At 66.3% G+C, this 26920-nt stretch carries 17 protein-coding genes and 1 tRNA gene; 5 read left to right on the top strand and 13 right to left on the bottom strand.

All coding sequences use genetic code 11. The features are described 5' to 3' along the window. Positions 1–9 precede the first annotated feature (9 nt). The 6 genes from AC0CH3_RS17010 to AC0CH3_RS16985 form a co-directional block, all read right to left on the bottom strand. Positions 10–369 (bottom strand): tRNA-binding protein, encoded by a 360-nt coding sequence (locus tag AC0CH3_RS17010; protein WP_354303521.1) that lies wholly within the window; start codon positions 367–369, stop codon positions 10–12. After that, a complete protein-coding gene (locus AC0CH3_RS17005) occupies positions 356–1030 on the bottom strand; it encodes a glutathione S-transferase family protein (protein ID WP_056019559.1) in 675 nt (224 codons plus the stop codon). The genes AC0CH3_RS17010 and AC0CH3_RS17005 overlap by 14 nt, the downstream gene beginning before the upstream one ends. Before the next feature lie 325 nt (positions 1031–1355). Then, positions 1356–5870 (bottom strand): glutamate synthase large subunit, encoded by a 4515-nt coding sequence (gene gltB / locus AC0CH3_RS17000; RefSeq protein ID WP_354303523.1) that lies wholly within the window; start codon positions 5868–5870, stop codon positions 1356–1358. A gap of 88 nt (positions 5871–5958) precedes the next feature. Next, entirely contained in the window at positions 5959–7401 is a 1443-nt protein-coding gene (locus AC0CH3_RS16995; protein ID WP_354303525.1) for an NAD(P)-dependent oxidoreductase, read from the bottom strand. A gap of 152 nt (positions 7402–7553) precedes the next feature. Continuing rightward, positions 7554–8363, bottom strand: coding sequence for an undecaprenyl-diphosphate phosphatase (locus AC0CH3_RS16990; RefSeq protein ID WP_333995835.1), 810 nt, complete (start codon positions 8361–8363; stop codon positions 7554–7556). Between the two features lie 43 nt (positions 8364–8406). Further along, positions 8407–9384 (bottom strand): complex I NDUFA9 subunit family protein, encoded by a 978-nt coding sequence (locus AC0CH3_RS16985; protein WP_333995834.1) that lies wholly within the window; start codon positions 9382–9384, stop codon positions 8407–8409. A 102-nt stretch (positions 9385–9486) separates the two neighbouring features. On the opposite strand from AC0CH3_RS16985, the gene AC0CH3_RS16980 reads away from it, so the two are divergent. Then, a tRNA-Leu gene (locus tag AC0CH3_RS16980) sits at positions 9487–9573 on the top strand. Between the two features lie 139 nt (positions 9574–9712). Here AC0CH3_RS16980 and AC0CH3_RS16975 read toward each other — a convergent pair. Genes AC0CH3_RS16975 through AC0CH3_RS16950 form a run of 6 tightly spaced genes read right to left on the bottom strand, consistent with a single transcriptional unit; the run spans position 9713 to position 17362 of the window. Continuing rightward, positions 9713–11158 (bottom strand): family 43 glycosylhydrolase, encoded by a 1446-nt coding sequence (locus AC0CH3_RS16975; protein ID WP_354303527.1) that lies wholly within the window; start codon positions 11156–11158, stop codon positions 9713–9715. After that, complete coding sequence (locus tag AC0CH3_RS16970; RefSeq protein WP_354303529.1) at positions 11158–12198, bottom strand: arabinan endo-1,5-alpha-L-arabinosidase; 1041 nt, start codon at positions 12196–12198, stop codon at positions 11158–11160. The genes AC0CH3_RS16975 and AC0CH3_RS16970 overlap by 1 nt, the downstream gene beginning before the upstream one ends. A 52-nt stretch (positions 12199–12250) precedes the next feature. Then, positions 12251–13813 carry an alpha-N-arabinofuranosidase gene (locus tag AC0CH3_RS16965; RefSeq protein WP_354303588.1) on the bottom strand — a complete coding sequence of 521 codons (1563 nt, stop codon included), beginning with the start codon at positions 13811–13813 and terminating at the stop codon, positions 12251–12253. 7 nt (positions 13814–13820) lie between these two features. Continuing rightward, positions 13821–14747 (bottom strand): Gfo/Idh/MocA family protein, encoded by a 927-nt coding sequence (locus AC0CH3_RS16960; RefSeq protein WP_354303531.1) that lies wholly within the window; start codon positions 14745–14747, stop codon positions 13821–13823. Positions 14748–14749: 2 nt separating this feature from the next. Beyond that, entirely contained in the window at positions 14750–15742 is a 993-nt protein-coding gene (gene araD1, locus AC0CH3_RS16955; protein WP_354303532.1) for an AraD1 family protein, read from the bottom strand. A gap of 54 nt (positions 15743–15796) precedes the next feature. Next, a complete protein-coding gene (locus tag AC0CH3_RS16950; RefSeq protein ID WP_354303534.1) occupies positions 15797–17362 on the bottom strand; it encodes an aldehyde dehydrogenase (NADP(+)) in 1566 nt (521 codons plus the stop codon). A 109-nt stretch (positions 17363–17471) separates the two neighbouring features. On the opposite strand from AC0CH3_RS16950, the gene AC0CH3_RS16945 reads away from it, so the two are divergent. Further along, complete coding sequence (locus tag AC0CH3_RS16945) at positions 17472–18233, top strand: FadR/GntR family transcriptional regulator (RefSeq protein ID WP_354303537.1); 762 nt, start codon at positions 17472–17474, stop codon at positions 18231–18233. A 37-nt stretch (positions 18234–18270) separates the two neighbouring features. Here AC0CH3_RS16945 and AC0CH3_RS16940 read toward each other — a convergent pair whose 3' ends face one another. After that, a complete protein-coding gene (locus AC0CH3_RS16940; RefSeq protein WP_457325746.1) occupies positions 18271–19590 on the bottom strand; it encodes a sugar MFS transporter in 1320 nt (439 codons plus the stop codon). Between the two features lie 144 nt (positions 19591–19734). Between AC0CH3_RS16940 and AC0CH3_RS16935 the strand changes: the two genes are divergently transcribed. The 3 genes from AC0CH3_RS16935 (at position 19735) to AC0CH3_RS16925 (ending at position 26164) form a co-directional block, all read left to right on the top strand. Beyond that, on the top strand, positions 19735–20961 hold the full coding sequence (locus tag AC0CH3_RS16935; RefSeq protein WP_354303542.1) for an aldose epimerase family protein: 1227 nt from the start codon (positions 19735–19737) through the stop codon (positions 20959–20961). 4 nt (positions 20962–20965) lie between these two features. Further along, on the top strand, positions 20966–22768 hold the full coding sequence (locus AC0CH3_RS16930; protein WP_354303544.1) for an IlvD/Edd family dehydratase: 1803 nt from the start codon (positions 20966–20968) through the stop codon (positions 22766–22768). Positions 22769–23308: 540 nt separating this feature from the next. Then, entirely contained in the window at positions 23309–26164 is a 2856-nt protein-coding gene (locus AC0CH3_RS16925; protein WP_354303546.1) for a TonB-dependent receptor, read from the top strand. Positions 26165–26920: the final 756 nt, after the last annotated feature.

Raw genomic sequence — 26920 nt, 5'->3', positions numbered from 1 at the left:
AGGGCGGCGTCAGAACAGCCGGCCGCCGTTCGGGACCGTCCCGGACGGCTGGACGAGTACGACCTTGCCGTCCGTATCGGGAAACCCGAGCGTCAGGACCTCCGACATCATCGGGCCGATCTGCCGCGGCGGAAAGTTGACGACCGCTGCGACCTGACGCCCGACGAGCGTCTCCGGCGTATAATGCTCGGTGATCTGCGCGGACGACCGCTTCGTACCGATCTCGTCGCCGAAATCGATCGTCAGCTTGAACGCGGGCTTGCGCGCCTGCGGAAACGGCTCGGCCGACACGATCGTGCCGACGCGGATATCGACCTTGGCAAACTCGTCGAACGTGATCGCGGGGACCGGCATCTCAGAAGTCGACATTGTCATAATGTGCGGGTGGCGCGATGAGCTCCATCCGCTCGCTGAGCAAGGGACGGAAGCTCGGGCGGCTCTTCAATCCGCGATACCAGCGTGCGGTCTGTTCATGGCCCTTCCAGTCGATCCCGCCGAGATAGTCGGTGACCGAGATCTGCGCCGCCGCCGCCAGATCGACGAGACTCATCGTCGCGCCGCCCAGCCAGTTGCGATGGTCGAGCAGGTAATCGGTATAATCAAGATGGCCGACCGCCGCCTTCATCGCCTCGCGCAGCCCCTTCGCGTCGGGTGCTGCCCGGTGCGCGAGGCGCTTGACCATGCGTTCGTGGAGCAACGGCCCCGTCACGTCGCGGTAGAAATGCGTGTCGAACCACGTCACCAGCCGGCGGATCTCCGCACGGTTGGTCGCGGTGCCGTTGATCATCGCCGACTTCTCGACGGTTTCCTCGAAGAATTCGCAGATCGCCATCGAATCGATCAGCGGTGCGACGCCGCGCGACGCGTCGACCATCACCGGCGTCTGCCCCGCGGGGTTCATGTCCATGAACTCGTCGCGCCGCTCCCATGGCGATTCGCGGACCAGCTCGTAGCCGACGCCCTTCTCACCCAGCAGCAGACGCACCTTCCGCGAGAAGGGACACAAGGGGAATTGATAAAGCTGCCACATACCCTCCGTTTAGGCGGCATGGGGCGGGTGTGTCACTAGCGCGGGTTGGGCGGCGAGTAAGAAGATTTTGGTTCACGCGGAGGCGCGGAGGCGCGGAGGTGGTCCGTTCGCAGCGCGCGAAGCTCTTTCATAACCGATCACGGGAAAAGGGAAGCAGAGGAGGTTCTAGCTCCGCGTCTCCGCGTCTCCGCGTGAACCCTCCCACTCCCCCCGGCGAGGGCCGGGGCCCAATTGGGAGGCGTGGCTAACGGAGGGCGGCGCTCCGTTACTGCGAACTTTCCAGTTGGGCCCCGGCCTTCGCCGGGGTGGTGCACTGGAGACGAGCTTACTCGGCCGCCACCAGCTCCGCGCTGTCGTCGAGCGGATGGCTCAACCGAGTCAGCATTTCCTTCGGTACCACCTGCCAGAAATGCGGCGCCACGCGGTCCCAGTCCTCGAGCAGGCCCTTCGACCATTTGCTGTCGGTGGTATCGGCATGGTCGCGCACGAGGTCGAGCAGTATGTCCGCCCAGTGCAGCGCCTTCACGCGGTCCCAGGTGATGTTCTCGGGGTTCGCGCGCTTTTCGAACACGCCCTCGGGGTCGTAGATGAACGCCATCCCGCCAGTCATCCCCGCGCCGAAGTTCGCGCCGACCTTGCCCAGCACCACTGCGATGCCGCCGGTCATATATTCGCACCCGTTCGCGCCGCAGCCCTCGACGACGACGTTCGCGCCCGAATTGCGCACCGCGAACCGCTCGCCCGCCTGCCCCGCTGCGAACAGCCGGCCGCTCGTTGCACCGTACAGCACGGTGTTGCCGATGATCGTGTTGTCCTGGCTGGCCAGCGGCGAACTGACCGCGGGCCGGACGATGATCGTGCCGCCCGACAGCCCCTTGCCGACATAGTCGTTCGAATCACCGAACACCTCGAGCGTGATCCCCTTGCACAGGAACGCGCCGAGCGACTGGCCTGCGGAGCCGCGCAACCGGATCGTGACGTGATCGTCGGCGAGCGTCGACATCCCGAATTTCCGCGTGATCTCGCTCGACAACCGCGTCCCCACCGCGCGGTGCGTGTTGCGCACCGAATAGGTCAGCTGCATCTTCTCCCCGCGCGAGAACACCGCGGCGGCATCCTTGATGATCTGCGCATCGAGGCTGTCGGGCACTTCGTTACGGAACGTCGACAGGCTGAACCGCCGCTGCGAATCGTCGGCATCGACCTTCGCCAGGATCGGGTTGAGATCGAGATCGTCGAGATGCTCCGCGCCGCGGCTGACCTGCCGCAGCAATTCGGTGCGGCCGATCACGTCGTCGAGGCTCTTCACGCCGAGCCGCGCGAGGATGTCGCGCACTTCCTCGGCGATGAAGGTCATCAGGTTGATCACCTTCTCGGGCGTGCCGACGAACTTTTGCCGCAGCGCGTCGTTCTGCGTGCAGATGCCAACCGGACACGTGTTCGAATGGCACTGGCGCACCATGATGCAGCCCATCGCGACTAGGCTCAGCGTGCCGATCCCGTATTCCTCGGCCCCGAGAATCGCCGCGATCACGATGTCGCGGCCGGTCTTGAGCCCGCCATCGGTGCGCAACCGCACGCGACCGCGCAGGCCGTTGAGCGTCAGCACCTGGTTGACCTCGGACAGCCCCATTTCCCACGGCGTGCCCGCGTACTTGATCGAGGTCTGCGGAGACGCGCCGGTCCCGCCGACATGCCCCGCGATCAGGATCACGTCGGCATGCGCCTTGGCCACCCCCGCCGCGACCGTGCCGATCCCCGCCGACGAGACGAGCTTCACGCACACCCGCGCGCGCGGATTGATCTGCTTAAGATCATAGATGAGCTGCGCCAGATCCTCGATCGAGTAGATGTCGTGATGCGGCGGCGGCGAGATCAGCGTCACGCCGGGCGTCGCATGGCGCAGCTTGGCGATGAACTCGGTGACCTTGAAGCCGGGCAGCTGGCCGCCTTCGCCGGGCTTGGCGCCCTGTGCGACCTTGACCTCGATCTCCTCGCAGGCGTTCAGATATTCCGCGGTCACGCCGAACCGCCCGCTCGCGATCTGCTTGATCGTCGAGTTGGCATTGTCGCCGTTCGCATAGGGCACGAAGCGCGCCTTGTCCTCGCCGCCTTCGCCCGACACCGCCTTCGCGCCAATCCGGTTCATCGCGATCGCGAGCGTCTCGTGCGCCTCCGGGGAGAGCGCGCCGAGCGACATCCCCGGCGTCACGAAGCGCTTGCGGATCTCGGTGATCGCCTCGACCTGGTCGACCGGAACGCCTTCCGCGGGGAAGTTGAACTGGAGCAGATCGCGCAAATACACCGGCGGCAGGTCCGACACGCCACGCGAGAATTGCAGGTAGCTCGTATAGCTGTCCGTCGCGACCGCGGTCTGGAGCAGATGCATCAGCTGCGCGGAATAGGCATGCGTCTCGCCGGTGTGGCGCTGGCGATAGAAGCCGCCGATCGGCAGCGTCGCGACGCCCGAATCGAACGCCGCCTCGTGGCGGTCGGTCGCATTGACGTGGAGCGACTTGTAGCCCTCGCCGCTGATCTTGGCGGGCATGCCGGGGAACAGGTCGTTCACCAGGCTGCGCGACAAGCCGACCGCCTCGAAGTTGTAGCCGCCGCGGTAGGACGAGATGACCGCGATGCCCATCTTCGACATGATCTTAAGCAGCCCCTCCTCGACGGCGACGCGGTGACGACGGAGGCATTCGGCGAGGTCGAGGTCACCAAACAGCCCACGCGACTGGCGATCGACGATCGCGGCCTCGGCGAGATACGCGTTCACGGTGGTCGCACCGACGCCGATCAGCACCGCATAATAATGCGTGTCGAGGCATTCGGCGGTCCGCACGTTGATCGACGCGTAGGAGCGCAGGCCACGCCGGACGAGATGCGTGTGAACGGCGGCCACCGCGAGCACGCCGGCGATGCCGACGCGGTCTTCGCTGATCGCCTCGTCGGTGAGGAAGATCTCGCTCTTGCCCTGCCGGACGGCCTGCTCCGCCTCGTTGCGGATCCGCTGGATCGCCGCGCGCAGCTTCTCCGGGCCGCCGCCGACTTCGAACGTGCAGTCGATCTCAGCGACCGCGCTGCCGAAATGTGCCTTCAGCCGCGACCAATGCTCGCCCGTCAGCACCGGCGAATCGAGCACCAGCACGCGCTCGCGCTGGTCGCGCACGTCGAGGATGTTGGCGAGATTGCCGAACCGCGTCTTGAGCGACATCACGTGGCGCTCGCGCAACGGATCGATCGGTGGGTTGGTCACCTGCGAGAAATTCTGGCGGAAGAACTGGCTGATGAGGCGCGGCTTGTCAGAGATCACCGCGAGCGGCGTGTCGTCGCCCATCGATCCGATCGCTTCCTTGGCGGATTCGACCATCGGCGACAGGATCAGCTCCATGTCCTCCATTGTCTGCCCCGCGGCGATCTGACGGCGTGCGAGCTCGGCGCGGTCGTAGCGCACGATCGCGTCCTCGACCGAGGGGAGGTCAGCGAGCGTGTGGAATTCGCCGATCATCGCGGCGTAATCCGCCTCGCCCGAGATACGATCCTTGACCGCGCGGTCCTGCAGCAGGACGCCTTCGTCGAGGTCGACCGCGATCATCTCGCCCGGCCCGAGCCGCCCCTTGGCGATGATCGTCGATTCAGGCACGACGACCATCCCGCTTTCCGACCCGACGATGAGCAGACCGTCGGATGTCAGCGTATAGCGCAACGGCCGCAGCGCATTGCGGTCCATACCCGCGACTGCCCAGCGGCCATCGGTCATCGCCAGCGCGGCGGGGCCGTCCCACGGCTCCATCACGGAGGCGAGATACTGGTACATCGCGCGGTGCTCAGGCGGCATGTCGGGCGCCGCGGCCTCGGGCACCAGCATCAGCTTGGCGGTCGGCGCATCGCGCCCCGAGCGACAGATCGCCTCGAACACCGCATCGAGCGCGGCGGTATCGGACGCGCCCGCCGGGATCACCGGCTTGATGTCCTCCGAATTGTCGCCGAACGCGAGGCTCGCCATCCGGATCTCGTGGCTGAGCATCCAGTTCTTGTTGCCGCGGATCGTGTTGATCTCGCCGTTATGCGCGAGGCAGCGGAACGGCTGCGCCAGCCACCATTGCGGGAAGGTGTTGGTCGAATACCGCTGGTGGAAGATCGCGACGCGGCTCTCGAACCGCTGGTCGCACAGATCGGGGTAGAACACCGACAGCGATTCGGCGAGGAACAGCCCCTTGTAGATGATCGACCGGCACGACAGCGAACAGATGTAGAAGCCCTGGATCTGCGCGGCGATCACGCGCTTCTCGATCCGCCGGCGGACCAGATAGAGCGTCTTTTCGAACTCGGCGGCGTCCTGCTCGTCGGGCAGCGGCCCGGCGATCATGATCTGCTCGATCTCGGGGCGAGTCGCCTGCGCCTTCTGGCCGATCACGGAGACGTCGACGGGCACCTGGCGCCAGCCATAAATGGTATAGCCCGCCTCGATGATCGCGCTCTCGACGATCGTCCGGCAATCCTCCTGCGCGCCCAGATCGGTGCGCGGCAGGAAGATCATGCCGACCGCGAGCCGGTTCGGGCGCACCTTGTGCCCCGACGCCGCGACCGCATCGTCGAAGAAGCGCAGCGGCAGGTCGATATGCAGCCCCGCGCCATCGCCGGTCTTGCCGTCCGCATCGACCGCGCCGCGGTGCCACACCGCTTTCAGCGCATCGACCGCCGACTGCACCACGCGCCGCGACGCGCGGCCATCGGTGGCGGCGACGAGGCCTACGCCGCACGCATCGCCCTCATAGTCGGGACGGTACATGCCCTTTTCGGCGAGACGGGCGCGTTGATCGGTGGTGAAATCGGTCATCGTCACTTCTTCTTCTGCTCGAGCGTGGCGCTGCGCCACATCGGCGATGGCAGGCTGACGACCGCCAGCGCCACGGCCCGCCGGTCAATCAGGCCGCGACCCTGGCGCTCGCGGCCTTTGCTTTCAGATATTTGTGCATCGTCGCGGCGACGTCCCGGCCGTCGCGGATCGCCCACACGACCAGACTTGCACCGCGGACGATGTCGCCCGCCGCGAACACGCCGTCGAGGCTCGTCATCAGCGTCTTGCCGTCGACCAGCACGGTGCCCCAGCGGCTGACACCCAGCTCGGGCGTTGCGAACAGCGTCGGCAGGTCCTCCGCGTCGAAGCCGAGCGCCTTGATCACCAGATCGGCATCGACGGCATAATCGCCCGCCGGATCGGGTTCAGGCGTGCGTCGACCGCTGGCATCGGGTGCGCCGAGCCGCATCTTGCGAACCGTCACGCCGGACACCGCGTCACCCCCGTCGAAGCTCTGCGGGCCCGACAGCCAGACGAACTCGACGCCCTCCTCCTCGGCATTCGCGACTTCGCGCTGCGATCCGGGCATGTTCGCGCGGTCGCGACGATACAGGCACTTCACCGACGTCGCGCCCTGGCGGATCGCGGTTCGGACGCAGTCCATCGCCGTATCGCCGCCACCGATCACCACGACGTTCTTGCCCTCGGCATTCAGGCTGCCGTCGTCGAACGCGGGCACCGCATCGCCGAAGCCCTTGCGGTTCGACGCGACGAGGAAATCGAGCGCCGCCACCACGCCGCGCGACCCGCCGCCGGGCAAGTCCATCGCGCGCGCCTTGTAGACGCCCGTCGCGATCAGGATCGCATCGTGTCGGGACCGCAACTCGTCGAGGCTGGCATCGTCCCCGACGGCAAAACCGGCGTGGAACACGATGCCCGCCGCCTTCAGCCGTTCGATACGTCGCATCACGATCGGCTTTTCGAGCTTGAACCCCGGAATCCCGTAGGTGAGCAGCCCGCCGGCGCGGTCATACCGGTCGTAGACGTGGACGTCGTACCCATGCCCGCGCAGATATTCCGCCGCGGTAAGCCCTGCCGGACCCGCGCCGATCACCCCGACCGACTGGCCCCGCGCGGATCCCGGGACGAGCGGTTCGACCCAGCCCTCTTCCCACGCGGTATCGGTGATGAACTTCTCGACCGCGCCGATCGTCACCGCGCCATGCCCGGTGAACTCGATCACGCAATTGCCCTCGCACAGTCGGTCCTGCGGACAGATGCGCCCGCAAATCTCCGGCATCGTCGAGGTCGCGTTGCTGAGTTCATACGCCTCTCGCAAGCGCCCTTCGGCGGTCAGCCGCAGCCAGTCGGGAATATGGTTGTGGAGGGGACAATGCACCGAGCAATAGGGCACGCCGCACTGCGAGCACCGCCCCGCCTGGTCCTCGGCGGGCTCGACCGCATAACGCTGCGCGATTTCCTTGAAATCGTCCGCGCGCTCAACCGCCGTTCGCTTGACCGGATAGGATTGCTCCCGTCCGACAAATTTCAACATTGAATCGTTCGCCATGCGCGCCTCCGGCTGCCGCAATATTGCGCCAGCCGGAGTTTGTCACCGGTGAATCAGCATATTAGACAGCAACGCTGTCGCACTTTTCGATCTAATTCTAGCCGCGTGGTTTTGCCGCTAAGAAAATTGGACTTTTAATATCCAAAGCGGACCTATTTGGTCAGAAGCCAGATCAGCGCGGCGGATCCCGCCACGATGCGATACCAGGCGAAGGGCACGAACCCATGCTTGGTGACGATCCCGACAAACCATTTCACGACGAGCAGCGCGACGACGAACGACACGATCGCACCGATGGCGATCGCGAACAGCCCGACGCCCGCGCCACTCGTCAGCGCCTCGCGGTTCTTGAGCAGCTCGAGTGCACTGGCACCCAGCATCGTCGGGATCGCGAGGAAAAAGCTGAACTCGGCCGCGGTGCGCCGCTCGACCCCGAGCGCGAGCGCGCCGAGGATCGTCGCGCCCGACCGGCTGACGCCCGGGATCATCGCAAGGCACTGGAGAAAGCCGATCCCGACGACCGTCCGCAACGGGATATCCGCGACGCCGCTGATGTCGCTGCGCGGCGCGAACCGCTCGACCGCCAGGATGGCGAAGCCGCCGATGACGAGCGCGATCGCCACGACCTCGGCGTTGCCGAGCAGCGCCTCGATATAGTGATGGAGCGCGAGGCCGATCACCGCGGCGGGGATGAACGCGACGACGAGGTTGCGCAGGAACAGCCAGGATTTCGGTTCGCCCTTCACCAGCCCCATCGCGACCGCCCAGAAGGTTCGCCAGTACAGCACGACGATCGCGAGGATCGCGCCGAGCTGGATCACGACGTTGAACACCTCCCACCGGCCGGCATCATAGCCCAGCAGGCGGGTCGCGAGGATGAGATGCCCGGTCGAGGACACGGGCAGGAATTCGGTGATCCCCTCGACGATGCCGAGGAGGATGACGGTAAGAAGTTCGGTCAAGCAGGGCTCCCGCAGCGCGGTGTATCAGGACGAACGACGGCGATCAGGCCGCGCCGGTATCGAAATCGCTCGTGGCATGAATCTCGGCGCGCGTCGCGGCCCTGCGTCCGAAACGGCCGGCCTTGCGGAAGCGCACGAGCCAGCCCGGGGCAACGCTCGACATCGGCGTCGGCTCGATCCCCATCGCCGCGAGGCCATCGATCCCGGTGACGACATTGTCGCTCTGCAGCATCGTCCACTGGTCCTTGGTGATCGGCGCACCCGGCAGGAAGCCGGCCTTGGCGATCAAAGCGCCGGCGAAGTCGGGCAGCTCGACGATCGACGGATTGCGACCGATCGTCTTGGCGATCCAGCGGATCAGCTCGCCCATCGTAACGACGTCCGGCCCGCCGAGCTCGAGCGTTTGGCCGGCAAAGCGCGCAGGCGACGTCACCGCGGCGACGACGGCGTCCGCGACATTGCCCACGAACACCGGCTGGAACTTCGCGGGGGCGCGCAACACGGGCACGACCGGCGCCTTGGCGATCATGCCGGCAAAGCGGTTCACGAACTGGTCTTCCTGGCCGAAGACGATCGACGGCCGCAGGATGGTCGCACGCGGAAACGCATCGAGCACCGCCGCCTCGCCCTGCCCCTTCGATTTGCCATACGCCGATGCCGACGCCGGATCCGCACCGATCGCGGAGACATGGACGAGTGCCTCGACCCCGGCCTTAGCCGCCGCCCTCGCGACGGTCTGCGCGCCGAGCGCCTGGACCCGCTGGAAATCACCGGACAGGACACCGACAAGGTTCACCACCGCGTCGGAGCCGTGAATCGCGTGCGCGATCGTCTCGGGCTTGGTGACGTCGGCGCCGACGAACTGCGTCTGGCCGAGCCCTCCCAGCGGCTTGAGAAAGAAAGCCTGCCGCGGGTCGCGTTGCGCGATGCGGACGCGCGCACCAGCCGCGAGCAGCGCCTGCGCCACATAGCGACCGACGAACCCTCCGCCCCCGATCAGCGTTACCAGCTTGTCGTTCATCGCACGTCTGTCCAATATCTTTTGCCTTCGCGCCCTTTGCCCCAGCAAGAGGGTTGTTGACAAGCATTGCGACCCTCCACTAGAGGCGCCCTCCTACCCCGTGCCCGGATGGCGGAATTGGTAGACGCACCAGCTTCAGGTGCTGGCGATCGCAAGGTCGTGGAGGTTCGAGTCCTCTTCCGGGCACCAGTTTCCGATAAGCGACGTTTACAGTGTAAACGGTCGCTTATGGACCCTCCCGAGACAACCCGGTCGACCAGCTATCGCGCCAGCCGCAAGGCCGCGCGATCACCCGGTGTATGCTAGGGGTAATCGCGCGCCGAGTTCTCTAGCGTATCAAAAAAGTTGCGGACGCGCGGTCGGATGCGCGTGTCACCGCGCCGAGGGACAACGTGTCGCCAGTCTGGCGTACGACCATGCCCGTTTTGCCGAACGCCGCGAGCGTGACGCCCCCTGCTCCCGCCAGTCCAGGCCGCAGGACGAAGCTTGCACTGGCCGCAAAGGCGCTGCCCTCGGTCCTTGCCGCAACCCCGATCCGTCCATCCGCCTGCGCGACGAGATAGTGACCGGGCGCATCGATCGGGACGAGCGAGATGCTCCCGGATCCTGCGAGCCCCGGCACCTGCCGGAACTGGCTGGAAGGGATATCCCCGCGCCCGATCGATACGCGTGCGCCGTCGTGTCGCAGGAACGCGCGCTTGTCGCTGACGGGAGAGAAGCGGTCGGGTACCGGCCCGTTGCCGACGGGAATGCCGAAATCGGGGGTGCCGTCGGGTTTGTAATAGAGACGCTGCATCCGCGTATGGCGATTCGGATCGAACAGCGGGTCGCCCTTGATCGCTGCATAATCGCGCCCGTGATACACCAGCACGTCGCGGCCCTGCTCGTCGACGGTGAAGCTGTTGTGGCCGGGCCCGTACACCCCCGTCGTCGATGACGACACGAAGACGGGCTCGGGCGATTTCGTCCAGGACCGCGCGTTCATGATGTCCGCCTTCGCATCCGCGGTCAGCAGGCCGAGACAGTATCGCGCGTCGGTCGCGCTTGCCGAATAGGTGATGAACAGCCTGCCGTTACGCGCCAGCAGCGCGGGCGCCTCGGCGACCTTGTAGCCCTGGATCTCCCAATCGAGCGTCGGCACCACGATCCGTACCGGCGGACTGGCGAGCGTGATTGGCGTGGCGAGCGGGGCGAGATACAGGTTGCTGTTGGTGTCGATCCCGGGCTCCTTCTGGGCCCAGCACAGATAGCGCGTGCCGCGGTGCACGAACGACGTCGAATCGAGCGTGAAGCTGTCCCACGGTGTCTTCAGCTGCCCCAGCAGCGACCAGCGCGCCGTCATCGGATCGGGCCCGTCGGCGACCAGCGCATAACTGCGGATCCGGAACACGTCCTCGCCGCCGCCGCTCGGCCCGGCCGCGAAATACACGATCCAGCGGCCGTCGATCCGGTGCAGTTCGGGTGCCCAGATGAACCCCGACAAGGGGCCGCTCGCAAGATGCCGCCACAGGACCTGCTCGCGCGCGGTGGTCAGCCCGGCCAGCGTTCGCGACCGTCGCAGAACGAGCCGGTCATATTCCGGGACCGATCCCGTCATGTAATAATAGCCGTCGGTGTGCCGGAACACCTGTGCGTCCGCGCGCTGGCGGACGACCGGATTGACGGGAACGGGGATCGCGGCGGGTCCCGCACCGGGCAGTCGCGCGATCGCGCCGCTCGCCGAAGCCGCGCCGGCACCGGCGAGAAACAGGCGGCGTGTCAGGTCGATCATCATCAATACTCCGCCACGGGCCAGCCATCGGCGCCCCAGGTGATGGGGGCGATCCGCAACGTCGGCGCGCCATTCTTCGTCCGGTCGTACGCGTGATAGACGACGTAATCCTTGCCGTCGGTGTCCTGCATCACGCCGGGATGCCCGGGGCCGCGGAAGCGTTGCTGCTCCTGGAGATCGGCCCGCAGGAAGATCGTCCCGCCGCCGTTCATCATCGCGCTGCCGTCCTTGCCGAGATACGGGCCGGTGATCGCCGTCGAGCGACCGACGACGGTGTAATAGGTGCTGTTCGTGCCCTTGCAGCAATAGTCGTAGCTCGCGAGCAGCCAGTAATACCCGCCATGGCCGATGATGAACGGCGCCTCGACCGGCGCGGGGCCACCCGCGGGCGCGGGGCGTCGGGCGATCGCATGGGGTTTGGCTGCCGGATTGAGCAGCTTGCCGGTCCTGGGGTTCAGCGCAAACAGCTTGATCCCGGTCCAGAAGCTGCCGAGCGACAACCATTCGCGACCCTCGGCATCGACGACGTGGTTCGGATCGATCGCGTTGAAATCGTCCTTGGCGGTCGACATCACCACCAGCCCCTCGTCGCGCCAGCCATAGCCCGGCGCCCTGGGGTCGAGCGTCGGGCTCGTCGCCAGCCCGATCGCCGAACGGTTCGAGCCGAAGGTGGAGACCGAATAATAAAGCCGGTACCGCCCGTCCGCCGCGCGCGAGATGTCGGGCGCCCACATCCCCTTCGTGCCTGGCACCGCCCGAGTCGCCCAGTCGGGCAGCCGTGCGATCGGCGGCGTGCCCGCGGTCCAGTGGACCAGGTCGGGCGACGTGCGCGCGCTCAGCATCTGGCCGTCGAGCCCCGTGCCGTAGACGTAATAGGTAGAACCTGCGCGGATCATCACCGGATCGTGGACCGGTGCGGTGTCCCCCGTCAGGCGCGCGTTGAGCGCACCGCGCGATGGTGCATCGGTCGTCTGCGCGCCCACGCTGCCCGTCAGCGTCAGCGCCAACGCGATCATTCCGGTCGCCCATCGTGGTGCGGCCATCGTCCTCTCTCCCGGTCTGTGCGCCCGCCGGTTGCTCCGGCGGGCGTCACGGTCATTTCAGTTCGAGCATCACCACCGACATTGGCGGCAACGTCACCGCCAGCGTCCCGCCGTTCAGGCGCGCGCCGTTGAACGCGGCCGGGGCAACGGCGTTGGGCGTGTCGAAGGTGTTGAGCGCGGTCATCGTCGACGCGGTCAGCACCTGTCCGGTGACGCCCTGCGCCGTCACGCCAGGCAGTGCGGCGGAGACGCTGGTCGGCCTGTTCGGGTCGAGATTGGCGAGCGCGATCCGCACCACGCCGTCCTTGCCACGCACCGCCGACGCGCTGACCGATGGCATCGTCCACTGGTCCTTGTTGTACCAGCGCGACTTGATGTCGATCGGCAGCACGGTGCCATCCATGTACGGCTTGTACATCGCGAACACGTGATAGGTCGGCGTCAGCACCATCTTGGCGCCGTCGGTCAGAATCATCGCCTGCAGCACGTTCACCATCTGCGCGATCGCGGTCATCTTCACGCGGTCCGCGTGCTTGGCGAAGATGTTGAGGTTGATCGCGGTGACCAGCGCATCGCGCAGCGTGTTCTGCTGGCGCAGGAAGCCCGGGTTCGTCCCCGGATCACCGGCATACCATGTGCCCCATTCGTCGACCGCGAGCCACATCGTCTTCTTCGGATCGACCTTGTCCATGATCGCCGCGTGCTTGGTGATCAGCTCGTCCATCCTGAGCGTCTCGGACAGCGTCTCGGCCCAGCCACGCTCGTCGAACACGGTCGCCGACGCGCGCGGCGGCCAGCCGCCGGGGACGGTATAATAATGCAGCGACAGCGCATCGACCTTGCCGACCAGCTCGCGCGCCATCGTCTCGGTCCAGTGATAGTCATCGACGTTCGCGCCGCTCGCTATCTTCATCACGCGCGTGTCCTTGGGCGCCTTGATGAAGGTTGCGTAGCGCCGCGTCAGGTCCGCGGCATATTCGGGCCGCATGTTACCGCCACAGCCCCACAGCTCGTTGCCGACGCCGAAATAGGGCACAGCCCACGGCGCCTTGTGGCCGTTCTTCGCGCGCTCGTCGGCAAGCGTCCCCGAGGGCGAGGTCATGTATTCGACCCACTCCGCCATTTCCTGCGGCGTGCCGTTGCCGACATTGCCCGCGATATAGGGCTCCGCGCCGAGCTGTCCGGCAAGGTCCATGAACTCGTGCGTGCCGACCGTGTTGGGCTCGGTGACGCCGCCCCAGTGCGTGTTGATCTTGACTGGGCGCTTGGCCTTGGGGCCAATGCCCTCGCGCCAGTGATACTCGTCCGCGAAGCAGCCACCCGGCCAGCGCACGACGGGCACGCCGATCCCGCGCAATGCGGAGACGACGTCGGTACGGAAGCCGCGGACATTGGGGATCTTCGACTTCTCGCCGACCCACAGCCCGCCATAGATACCGGTGCCCAGATGCTCGGCGAACTGCGTGAAAATGCGCCGGTCATAGGTCGCGCCGGGCGTGTCGCCATGGACGGTCACCGTTGCCGCGGGCGTCGTCGGCGCCTCGGTCTGCGCTGCGCCGACCCCCGCGGTCGACAGCAACAGCGCGGCGGCCAGGCGTTTCAACGTGCGCGTCATCTTTACCTCAATCATCGAAAGCCTCCACCGATTGGCGTGTGCCGCGCAGGAACGCGTCGGCGACGAGTGTGAACGGGGTCGTGTCGACCTCACTGCGGCGATCGCGGATCAGCGACGCGAAGCGGGCGTAGAGGCCGGGATATTCCTCGTCGTCGTTATGAACCGTACCACTTGGCAGCGTCAGGACGGCGCCGCCCTTGGCAAGGCTGAGCGTCCCTGCATCGGTCTCGACGACGATGTCCCAGCTTTGCGGGCCCGTCTGCCGCCAATCGAGATCCATGCTGATCGGCGTGCCGGTATTGCTGCGGAACGTCAGATCGGCCGCAATCGGCGCGGCGCGGTTCGCCGGCGTCGACAGCGTGGCCGACGTCAGGAAGAACGGCTGCGGCAGGATTTCGGTCGCGATCGACAGCGCGTTGATGCCGGGATCGAACACGCCGAGCCCGCCCGGCTCCCAGATCCAGGCCTGCCCCGGATGCCAGACGCGGACGTCCTCGCGCCAGACGATCGACACGCGCTCGATCCTGCGGTCGGCCAGCCACGCCTTGGCCGGCGCGACGCCCGCGGCAAACCGCGAATGCCAGCCCGCGAACACCGTCGCTCCCGCTCCGGCAGCGTGGGCCTCCAGCGCATCGACCTCGGCGAGCGTCGCCCCGGGCGGCTTTTCGAGAAAGACGTGCACGCCCTTGTCGAGCGCCATCGCCGCGAGCTCGTAGCGGACCTGCGGCGGCGTGCAGAGCGCGATCGCGTCGATCGCCGGACCATCCGCCAGCAGCGTCTCGAGCGACTTGAAGTTGGCGATGTGCTCGACGCCCGGATCGCGTGGGCTGACGCTGGCGACGAGCGCAAAATCGGCGTTGCGCGCGATCGACGGCAGATGCTGGTCGCGCGCGATCTTGCCCATGCCGACGACGGCGATGCGGATCGGATCCATCCTCACAGCGCCTTGACGACGACGGGCTGCGACTCGGCCCTGGTCAGCGTGTTGCGCAGCGGCAGCGTGAAGGGTGCGGCCTCGATCTCGAAGACGTCGCCTTCGCGCGTCGTCACCCCGTCGGCGAACGACAGCGTCGCGGTGCCGAAGAAATGGACATGGATATCGCCCGGACGGCGGAACAGGTCATATTTGAAATGATGCGCCTCGAGGTTGGCGATGCTGTGCGACATGTTCGCCTCGCCCGACAGGAACGGCTTTTCCCACAGCAGCGCGCCGTCGCGGTGGATCCGGCTCGCACCCTCGATATGCTCCGGCGGCGTGCCCACCAGCAATTCGGGGCCGAGCGACGCTTGACGCAGCTTCGAATGCGCGAGCCACAAATAATTGTGCCGCTCGGTGACGTGGTCGCTGAACTCGTTGGCGAGGCACAGGCCGAGCCGGAACGGCGTGCCGTCCGGGCCGATCAGGTAGATGCCCGCAAGCTCGGGCTCCTCGCCGCCGTCCTGCGCAAAGGCGGGCATCGTCAGCGAGCCGCCGGGTGCGACGAGGCCAGAGCCGTCACCCTTGTAGAACCATTCGGGCTGCTGTCCGCGCTCGCCTTCGCCCGGCTTGCCGCCCTCGACGCCCTCGAGGAACATCCGCATCGAATCGGTCTGCGTCTCGGCGTCCGCCGCGGCGCGGTGCATCTTGTCGCGTCCCTCGGCAGAGCCGAGATGCGTGAGGCCGGTGCCGGTCATGACGAGATGCGCCGGGTCGAGATGATCGATCGGCGAGGTCAGGCGACCCGCGGCGAGTTCTGCGGCGATATCGACGCTGGCACCCGTTCCGCACGCCGCGACGGCGGTGGCGAGATCACTGCCGTCGGCAATCGCCCGCCCGGCCAGATCGCGGACGCTGTCGACCCCGGTGACGAACGCCGCCCCCTCATCGGTGGCGGCGATCACCGATCGCGTGCCGTCGACGCCAATATGCTGCAACAGGCGCAAAGTCATATGTCTCTCCTAAGCGGGGCGCCGCTGGTTCCGGTTCGCCCCCAGATAGTCTCGTCAGTTGGCGGGAACGCCGTCGATCAGCCGCGGTGCGTCGGTGCCGTCGCGCAACACCGCCGGCAGAAGCTCGGGAATCAGGTTCTGGTACGACACCGGCCGCAGGAAACGGTCGATCGCCAGGCTGCCGACCGAGGTCGTGCGGCCGTCGGACGTCGCCGGGAACGGCCCGCCATGCACCATCGCATGCGCAACCTCGACACCGGTCGGCCAGCCATTTGCGAGGATCCGCCCGGCCTTGCGTTCGAGCAGCGGGATCAGCCGCGACGCCATCTCGGCATCGCCCGCATCCATCTGGATCGTCGCGGTCAGCTGCCCCTCCGCAGCGCGCAGGACGGCGTGAAGCTCGTCCTCGTTCGCGCACCGCACCAGCAGCGACGACGCACCGAACACTTCATGGCCAAGCGCCGTGTCGGCAAGGAAGCGTGCCGCGGTCGTCTCGAAAAATGCCGCCTGCCCTTGGGCGACGCCTTCACCGACCTGGCCGCGTGCAATCTCGTTCACCGCATCATGGCGCGCGAGCGCGGCGACGCCCTGCTCGTACGCGGCGTGGATCCCGCCGGTGAGCATGGTCGCAGCGGGCGCCTCGGGCAGCGCGGTCGCCGCAGCGGACACGAAGGCATCGAGCCCCTCGCCCTCGACCGCGAGGACGAGACCGGGGTTGGTGCAGAACTGCCCCGCGCCCATCGTCAACGAGCCGACGAATGCCGTGCCGAGCGCAGCACCCCGCGCCTTCAGTGCCTCGGGGAGGAGTACGACCGGATTGATGCTCGACATCTCGGCATAGACCGGGATCGGAATCTCGCGGGCCTGCGCCAGCTTGACCAGCGCCAGCCCCCCCGCGCGCGATCCGGTGAAGCCGACCGCGGCGATGCGGGGATCCGCAACCAGCGCACTGCCGAGATCATTGCCGGGGCCGACGAGGTGCGAGAACACGCCCTTCGGCAATCCACAGGCGACGACCGCGGCCTCGATCGCGCCCGCGACCATCGCGCCGGTCGCGGGATGCGCGGGATGGCCCTTCACCACCACCGGGCATCCGGCGGCGAGTGCCGATGCGGTGTCGCCCCCCGCGGTCGAGAACGCGAGCGGAAAGTTGCTCGCACCGAAGACCGCGACGGGGCCCAGCGGGATCATCCGCAACCGCAGATCGGGGCGCGGCAGCGGCGCGCGATCGGGGAGCGCGGGATCGATCCGCAGCCCCATCCAGCCACCGCGGCGGACGACGCCCGCGAACAGCTTCAACTGCCCGATGGTGCGACCGCGCTCGCCTTCCAGCCGCGCGCGCGGCAGGCCGCTTTCGCGCATCGCCGTGACGATCAGGTCGTCGCCCAGCGCCGCGATCTCCGCGCCGATCCGCTCGAGGAAATCCGCACGCGCGTCGTTGCCGGTCGCGCGGTACGCGTCGAAGGCCGCCTCCGCGGCGCTGCACGCCGCCGCGACATCGGCAGCCCCGTGGACCGCGAAGGCGTCGCCCGTCGCGGTACCGGTCGCGGCGTCGATCGAATGGAAGCGCTCGGCGTGACCGGCTTCGACGATAGTGGCGTTTTCATGCGTTTCGGACATCAGCGGCCCTCCCTTATACTCGGACATATAAGCGCGCCAAAGCTTTTGCAATCTTTGTCGTTCCTTGATTCGGGCCGGGCTGGTAATCGGGTGTCATGGAGCAGGATGCATGACGAAAATCGACGATGTAGAATATGTGGACGGCGTCGATGCCACGTCGCTTCGTCCGCCCCGCGGCACCGGGCGGCGGCTGCACGGGGCCGTCGCGCACAAGCTCGGCACCGCGATATTGTCGGGGGAATATGCGCCCGGCGATACGCTGTCGGGCGAGGTCGAGTTTTCGAAGACACTCGACGTTTCGCGGAGCGCATACCGCGAGGCGGTGCAGGTCCTGACCGCGAAGGGGCTGGTGGAAAGCCGGCCCAAGATCGGCACGCGCGTCCTGCCGCGCAGCCGGTGGAACCTGCTCGACCCCGACGTGCTCGCCTGGGCGTTTGCGGGGGAGCCCGATGTCGCGTTCGTCCGCAGCCTGTTCGAATTGCGCGGCATCGTCGAACCCGCCGCCGCCGCCTTCGCGGCGCAGCGATGCGACCGGTCGGACCTCAAGACGATGAAGGAGGCCCTGGCCGCGATGCGGCGTCACACGCTGGCGACCGAGGCCGGACGCGCAGCGGATCGCAATTTCCACGATGCGATCCTGCACGCGACACGCAGCGATGCGCTGATCGTGCTGAGCGCAAGCATCGGTGCCGCGGTCAGCTGGACGACGCAGTTCAAACAGCGCGGACGCGCGTTGCCGCGCAACCCGATTCCCGATCACGCGCGGGTCTATGATGCGATCGCGGCGGGCGATGCCGTCGGCGCCAGCGACGCGATGCGCACGCTCGTCGACCTGGCGCTGGAGGATACGCAATTGTCGATGGAGCCCTGACGCTCCATCGGCATCATCATCGACGTTTCGACCGTCGTCAGACGATCTGCTGGTCGGGCAACGGATCGGTGACCCTCGATCCCCATACCGCATAGAACAGGATGTAGAGCTCGCACGCCGCGGTCAGCAGGAACGACGCCTGCAGTCCGTAGCGGTCGGCAAGCCAGCCCTGCACGATCACCAGCGCGCCGCCGGCGATCGCCATGATCAGCAACCCCGACCCCTCTTCCGTCAGCGGGCCAAGCCCCTTGATCCCGAGCGTGAAGATCGTCGGGAACATGATCGAGTGGAACAGCCCCACCGAGATCAGTGCCCACATCGCGACATGCCCCGTCGTGAACGTCGCGATCAGCATCACGACGAACGCGCCGATGCTGGCAACAGCGAGGACGCGCTCGGCCGGGATCGTCCGCATGACATAGCTTCCGACGAGGCGACCGATCATCATGCCGCCCCACAGGATGAACAGGTAATGCGACGCCTGTTCGTGCGTGAGATTGCCGATCTGCGGCTGGCTGACGAAGTTGATGAACAGGTTGGCGACACCGATCTCGGCGATCAGGTAGATGAAGATCGCCGGGATGCCGAGCACGAGGTTGCGGTGCGACCAGAGCGACAGCCCCTTGCGTTCCGCCTTCGCCGAGCGCTGCGTCGATGCGCCCATCGCGGGAAGCGGGAACCGCGCGATGACGACCGCGAGCACGATCAGCACGGCTGCGACGATCAGATACGGCAACACCACCGACTGCGCATCGGCGAGCCGCTCGGCCGGCGTCAGCACCGCGGTCGAACCGGCGGCAGCGGTGCCGGACGTCGACCGGCCGAGGATAAGATACCCGCCGAACAATGGTGCGAGCGTCGCACCCGCCGAGTTGAACGCCTGGACCAGGTTCAGTCGCGACGACGCGGTCTCGGGCGGGCCGACCACCGCGACATACGGGTTCGCCGCGACCTGAAGCAGCGTGATCCCGCTGGCGATGACGAACAGCGCGACGAGCGTGACGCCGTAGGACGGCAGGCGCGCGGCGGGCACCATCATCAACGCGCCGACCGCCATCAGCCCGAGCCCGAACACCATCGCGCGCTGGTACCCGACCCGCTCGATCAGCTTGGCCGACGGGATAGACGCGAAGAAATAGGCGATGAACCACACGCTTTCGATCAGCGTTGTCTGCGTATAGCTGAGGTCGAACACGCTGCGCAGATGCGGCAGCAACGTGTTGTTGATGACCGTGATGAAGCCCCACATGAAGAACAGGCTGGCCAGGAGCGTCAATGCCGAGCGATAGCCGGGGCTGCCCCCGGGCACCGCAGGGGCGGGTCCGGACCCGACGGCTCGGTTCGTCTGTATCGGCATCGCCATAATCATCTCATCCTCAATGCCGGGCCGGCGACTGTTCAGCAGTCTTTTCCGGCAAGGCTTGCCCCAAATTGTCTTGTCCGACTATATAGCGATCCAAGGCGCGTCAACGGCGTCGGGCTATTAAGGACGGGAACTGGGATGCGCACAATCGGAATCAGGGACAGCGTCATCATCGGCAGCGATACGGCAGGTAGCGGTACCAATGACGCGAGACGGTCGAGCTATGCGCTCCGTCGCTCCGGTATCGTGGCCGCGGCACTGCTCGGCGCGCTGTCGGCACAGACCGCAGACGCGGCCGAGGCCAAGCGCGCGGCGTTCGGCACGCTTCCCGATGGCACCGCGATCGAGGCCGTCACGCTGACGGGCACAAACGGCGTCAGCGCCCGGATCATGACGCTGGGTGCGACGCTCCAGTCGCTCAATGCGCCCGATCGCGCGGGACGTGTCGCCGACATCACGCTCGGCTATGACGACGCGGCGAGCTACGTCACCGCTCCCAATTACTGGGGTCAGACGATCGGTCGCTACGCCAACCGGATTGCGGGGGGACGTTTCGCGATCGACGGCAAGACGTATCAGGTCCCGCTCAACGACAAGACCAACAGCCTGCACGGCGGAACGATCGGGTTCGACAAGCGGGTCTGGACGATCGCGTCGGTCAAGAGCGGCGCGCAGGCGCAGGTCGTGATGACGCTCACCAGCGCAGCGGGCGATCAGGGCTATCCGGGCACGCTCGGCGTCAAGGTCACCTATTCGCTCGACGACAAGGGTTCGCTGACGATCGATTTCGATGCGACCACCGACGCGCCGACGATCGTCAACATGACCAACCACGCGCTGTTCGATCTCGCCGGCGAAGGCTCCGCCACCGGCATCTACGCACAGCGCCTGACGATCCCCGCGCGCCGCTATACCCCCGTCAACGCCACGCTGATTCCGACCGGCGAACGCAAGCCCGTCGCGGGTACGGTCTTCGACTTCACTCGCGGCCGCCTGCTCTCGGACGGGATCCGCGATGGACGCGATCCGCAGATCGTCGTCGGTCATGGCTGGGATCATAATTTCGTGCTCGACAAGGGCGTGACGACCGAGCCGGGTCTTGCCGCACGCGTCGAGGATCCGGCATCGGGGCGCGTCCTCGAGGTCCTGACGACCGAACCCGGCGTCCAGTTCTACTCCGGCAATTTCATTGACGGCTCGCTTGTCGGCAAGTCGGGTCACATCTACCGGATGGGCGACGGGCTCGCGCTCGAACCACAGAAATTCCCCGATACCCCCAACCAGCCGGCGTTCGGCTCGGCCCGGGTCGATCCGGGCAAACCCTATCACCACCGCATGATCTACCGCGTTTCGGTCTCGCGCTAATCCAATGGAGCATCCAGTGAGCCCTTCCCCCAAGCTGCGCAGCCGCGCCTGGTTCGACAATCCCGAAAACATTGACATGACCGCGCTCTATCTCGAGCGCTATCTGAACTTCGGCCTGAGCCTCGAGGAGTTGCGCTCGGGCAAGCCGATCATCGGGATCGCACAGACCGGCAGCGACCTCTCGCCCTGCAACCGCCACCATCTCGTGCTCGCCGAACGCCTGCGCGAGGGCATCCGCGAGGCGGGCGGGATCGCGCTCGAATTCCCGGTCCACCCGATCCAGGAAACCGGCAAACGCCCGACCGCCGGGCTCGACCGAAACCTCGCCTATCTGGCGCTGGTCGAGGTGCTCTACGGCTATCCGCTCGACGGCGTCGTGCTGACGATCGGCTGCGACAAGACCACGCCCGCCTGCCTGATGGCGGCGGCGACCGTCAACATCCCCGCGATCGCGCTGTCGGTCGGGCCGATGCTCAACGGCTGGCACAAGGGCGAGCGGACCGGCTCGGGCACGATCGTGTGGAAGGCGCGCGAGCTGCTCGCGACCGGCGCGATCGACGATGAGGGCTTCATAAAGCTCGTCGCGTCGTCGGCGCCGTCGACCGGCTATTGCAACACGATGGGTACCGCGACGACGATGAACAGCCTGGCCGAGGCGCTCGGCATGCAGCTGCCCGGCTCGGCCGCGATCCCCGCGCCCTACCGCGACCGCCAGGAGGTCGCGTACAAGACCGGCAAGCGTATCGTCGACATGGTCGCCGAGGACCTCAAGCCGTCGGACATCCTGACCAAGGAGGCGTTCCACAACGCGATCGTCGTCAATTCGGCGATCGGCGGATCGACCAACGCGCCGATCCACCTCGCCGCGATCGCGCGTCACATCGGCGTCGACCTGCCGATCGACGACTGGCAGACGCATGGTCACAAGGTGCCGCTGATGGTCAATCTCCAGCCGGCCGGCGAATATCTCGGCGAGGATTATTATCATGCGGGCGGCGTGCCCGCGGTCGTCGCCGAACTGATGAAGCAGGGGCTGATCCACGAGGACGCGATCACCGCGAACGGCCGTACGATGGGCGACAATTGCCGCGATGCAACGATCGAGGACGAGCGCGTTATCCGCCCGTTCGCGACCCCGCTGCTCGAGGATGCCGGCTTCATCGTGCTCCGCGGCAATCTGTTCGACAGCGCGATCATGAAGACCAGCGTGATCAGCCCCGAATTCCGCGATCGCTATCTCAGCAATCCGGACGATCCCGAGGCGTTCGAGGGGCCCGCGGTCGTGTTCGACGGCCCCGAGGATTATCACCACCGGATCGACGATCCCTCGCTTGGCATCACGACCGACACGCTGCTGTTCATGCGTGGCGCGGGGCCGATCGGCTATCCGGGCGCTGCCGAAGTCGTCAACATGCGCCCGCCTGCCTATCTGATTCGCGAAGGGGTGCATGCGCTCCCGTGCATCGGCGACGGTCGCCAGTCGGGGACGTCGGGTTCGCCCTCGATCCTCAACGCTAGCCCGGAGGCCGCGGCGATGGGTGGCCTTGCGCTGATCCGCACTGGCGACCGCGTCCGGATCGATCTCGGCAAGGGGACGGCCAACGTATTGATCGGTGACGAGGAGCTCGCCGAACGCCGGCGAACGCTGACCGCCGCCGGTGGCTACGCGTTCCCGCGGTCGCAGACGCCGTGGCAGGAAATCCAGCGCGCCACCGTCGGCCAGATGGAAACCGGCGCCATTCTCGAAGGCGCGGAGAAATATCAGCGCATCGCACAGACCATGGGGCTGCCCCGCGATAATCACTGATCCGACCAGTGCCCCGCATCGCCGTTCAACGCGCGATGCGGGGCGCATTTGCACGCAGACCCTGACGGCGATGCCTGCCTCGCGTGCATGACAGGCCGCGGAGCCGCGGCCGGCTCCCGTCCGGACACCCCGCTCATCAGCACTAGCAGGCCGTTCAGAACGAACGGATCGCGCGCGTCCACCGCTACGGATTCGCGCGAAAAAGGCGTGGTCGCGCCAATTCGGGTTGTCGGAGTGATAAGCCGGGTTCTGGCCCGTGCTGCCCGCCAGATCAGCGCCCAGGCCAAGCATGTCGCGCAAGCCCGATCATCTCCCGAAATGTCGGATCTCGTCCGAACCGCGCGATCCGCAACGGTAAACGTGCAGACAGTCGGCTGCTCTGGGCGATTTCAACATGGCCGCTCCTGCCGCGGATACGGCGCTGACAGACGATCAGGACCCCAAGCCTCTTGTCCGACAAAAAATGTTGCGAGCGCAATCGGATCATACTATCGCGATTCGCAAGTCGCACGGGGAAGCTGCGACGTCAGGGAGAGATTTATGACCGCGAAAGCACTGCTTTGCGCATCCGCAGGCGTCTTGGCGCTTGCCACCGTCACGCCGGCCTTTGCCCAGACCACCGAGGCGACGCCGGCGCAGTCCTCGAAGACGCCCGCGGCGGGCAAAGGGCAGGATCTTCCCAAACCGACCACCGCGTCGGACCGCAACGCGAACCCCGCAGCGCCCCAGCCATCGATCCAGGAAAGCCCGGCCGAGGACAGCGGCGAGATCATCGTGACCGGCCTTCGTCGCAGCCTCCAATCGGCACAGGCGATTAAGCGCAATTCCGACGGCATCGTCGATGCGGTCGTCGCCGAAGATATCGGCAAGCTGCCCGACACGTTCGCCTCGTCGGCGCTGGCGCGCGTTTCGGGCGTCCAGGTCTCGCGCGGCGGCGGCGAGTCGGCAGGCGTCACGGTCCGCGGCCTGCCCGATCTCAGCACGACCTATAACGGACGCGAGATCTTCACCGCCGAAGGGCGATTCGTCCAGATCCAGGACTTTCCCGCGGGCACGGTCGCCGCGCTCGAGGTGTACAAGTCGGGCACCGCGAACCTGATCGAAGGCGGTATCGGCGGGCAGGTCAACGTTCGCGGTCGGCGTCCGTTCGACTTCAACGGGTTCGAACTCTCGGGCTCGCTCAACGGCGTGAACTGGCAGCAGTCGGGAAAGCTCTCGTGGAACGGCAACCTGCTCGTCAGCGATCGCTGGGATACCGGGATCGGCGAGATGGGGCTGCTCGTGAATGCCTCCTATGTCGGGATAAACTTCCTCGACTCGCTGCGTGAACAGTCGCTTGTCGTCGGCACCACGAATGCGGCGAATGCACCCGGCACGACCGGTGGCGTGCGCTATCCCGACGCGCAGTCGCTGTTCCTCGGCTATGGGCGACGCTGGCGCCCGTCGGCGAATGCGGCCTTCCAGTGGAAACCGACTCCCGAACTCGAAATCTATGCCGACGGTCTCTTCCAGGGCTATCGCGGGCGCGATTCGAACCGGTTCATGTTTGTGCCGATTTTCGGTGGCCCCGACTTCACGCTGACCAACCTCGCGACGCGCGCGGGCGCCTCGAACATCGCGCAGAGCGCGACGGTCACCGGCGCCAATGCGCCTGACGGATATTACGGGTCCGCGAACGGCGAGACCAACACCTATCAGGCCGGCGGCGGCGCGATCTGGAAACGCGACAATCTCCAGATCTCGGGCGATGTCGCCTATACCGACAGCACCTATACCTTCGACCTCGTCAATATTGACTACACGTTCCGTAGTTCGCCGGTGCGCAACGTCGTCTTCGAATCCCCGGGTACCGACGGCGGTCCGACCTTCGACTTCGCCAACTTCAACCTGACCGACCCGGCGAATTACATCAGCCGCGGATTCTTTCAGGAATATCTGAAGGTCGGCGGCAAGGACATTCAGTCGCGTGTCGACGTCCAGTATGACTTCGACGGCGGTCTGCTCAAGCGCTTCCAGTTCGGCGTCCGCTACAACGACCGCGATGCCAATCGCGATCGCGGCGCCCCGTATATCTTCACGCTGCCCGCACAGCAGCCGATCACCGCCTTGCCGGTTTCGACGGAGAGCACGCTGGCCGGGTTCGGGTATAACAACACCTTGCCGATCCACACGTTCGCCGCGATCCCCTCGAACAGCATTCGCGGCAATCTCGCGGCGCTGCGGACCTTCTACGGCGCCCCGGCAGGACGCCCCGAGTTCAATCCGTCAGAGAATTTCCGGGCGAACGAGAAGGCGCTGGCTGCCTATGCTCAGGTCAAATACGGCTTCGACATCGGCACGGTCGTCGTCGATGGCGTCGTCGGGGTACGCGCGGTCCGGACCAAGAACACGATCAGCGGCTTCCTGCGCGACGAACAGACGCCCGGCAATTTCCTGATCACGCCGATCACCGCGAAGAACGAATATACCGACTATCTTCCCAACGTCAGCGCGCGCGTCGCCGCGACGGACGAACTGCAGCTGCGGCTTGCGTACACGCAGACGCGGACGCGGCCCAACTTCTTCGATCTCAACCCCGCGCTGACGGTCGGGTCTCCGCCGACGATCGACCCGAACAACCCGCCGAACCCGAACGATCCCAACAGCAACGTCCGGACCATCACCGCGGGGAATCCGAACCTGTCGCCGCTGACCTCGAACAACTACGATGCCAGCCTCGAATGGTATTTCTCGCGCACCGGGTCGCTCACAGGCGCGATTTTCCGGCGTGATGCGCAGGGCTTCATCTCGAACACGACGGTGTTCACCACCGACCCCGTCTATGGCCGTGTCCGCTACACGCAGCCCGAGAATACGGGTGCCACGCGGTTCCAGGGCGTCGAGGTGGGTTTTGCGAGCTTCCTCGATATCGATGGGTTGCCGGATTGGGCAAAGGGGTTCGGGCTTCAGGCAAACGGCACCTATGTCGACTCCCGCGGCGATCTCGCCTCGACGCTGGCAACGTCACCCAATGTCGCGGGCCAGCAACAGCGGTTCAACGGCGTGTCGAAATGGACCTACAACCTGATCGGACTCTATGAGCGGCCATTCTTCTCGGCGCGCCTCGCGTATAATTTCCGCTCGGACTTCGTGCAATATTACAGCCAGGAGCCGCTCGACCTCGACGCCAACGGCGCACAGCGCACGGGCGGCGTGATCGAGAAGGGCCGCGGCCAGCTCGATTTCTCCACGACGGTGACGCCGATCCCCAACGTCACGCTGGCCTTCGACATCGTCAACCTGCTCGGGAATCCGATCCGTCGGTACCGCGACTTCAACGACGCGGGCGACCAGTTCGCGCGGCAGATCTTCTATCTCGAGCGCACCTACTCGCTCGGCGTACGGTTCCGCTTCTAACGCTGTCCGTCATAGGGTGGACGATGACGTCGATCATCGTCCACCTTCGCGCGCCCACACCCCGGGGTCGCTTTTCGACCAACACGCTGCCCGCCGTTCACCGGCGACAGACGCTCTCGACCTCAAGAACTCGATGCCTGCTGAACAGGCGTGAGGGGACGCGCCACGTGTTTATACACGATCTCGCGCCGGAGCGGCTTGGTTGACACGGCGCCCCTTACGACCCGACCGCCTCAGTCCTTGACCAGCGACAATGTCCGGCAACTCGCCGATCAGGTCGGGCGTGATTTGGCGCGGCGGACGGGCACGACGTGCTGGCAATACTGCTGCCTCGATCGCTTGGGCCTCGCAGGCTGCAAGATCGGCAACCTTGCCGCGAAACGCCAAGCTGAGACGGCCGCCCTAGAACGGATATCAGGGCAATCCCGGCACCCATCATCCTACCACATTTGGCGCTGCCGCTGTTGGAGGAGAAGCTCAGCCGCTTGCGCGAGACAGCGTCGCGGAAACCTGCCGCGGCGTTGCTGCGGAGATCCTGTCGATACTCATCGACCGCTTGACGATCTATCCAGACGGTAATGCTGATCCCGAAGACGACGTCGTCGCAATGGTCGCGGATGTGCTCACTTAAACCACAAACGACAACGCCGCCCGTAAGGGCGGCGTGATGTCGAGTTTGGAATTTGGTTGCGGGGACAGGATTTGAACCTGTGACCTTCAGGTTATGAGCCTGACGAGCTACCGGGCTGCTCCACC

The organism is Sphingomonas sp. AC449, from assembly GCF_979253475.1.
This window is presented reverse-complemented; position numbering and strand designations above follow the sequence as displayed.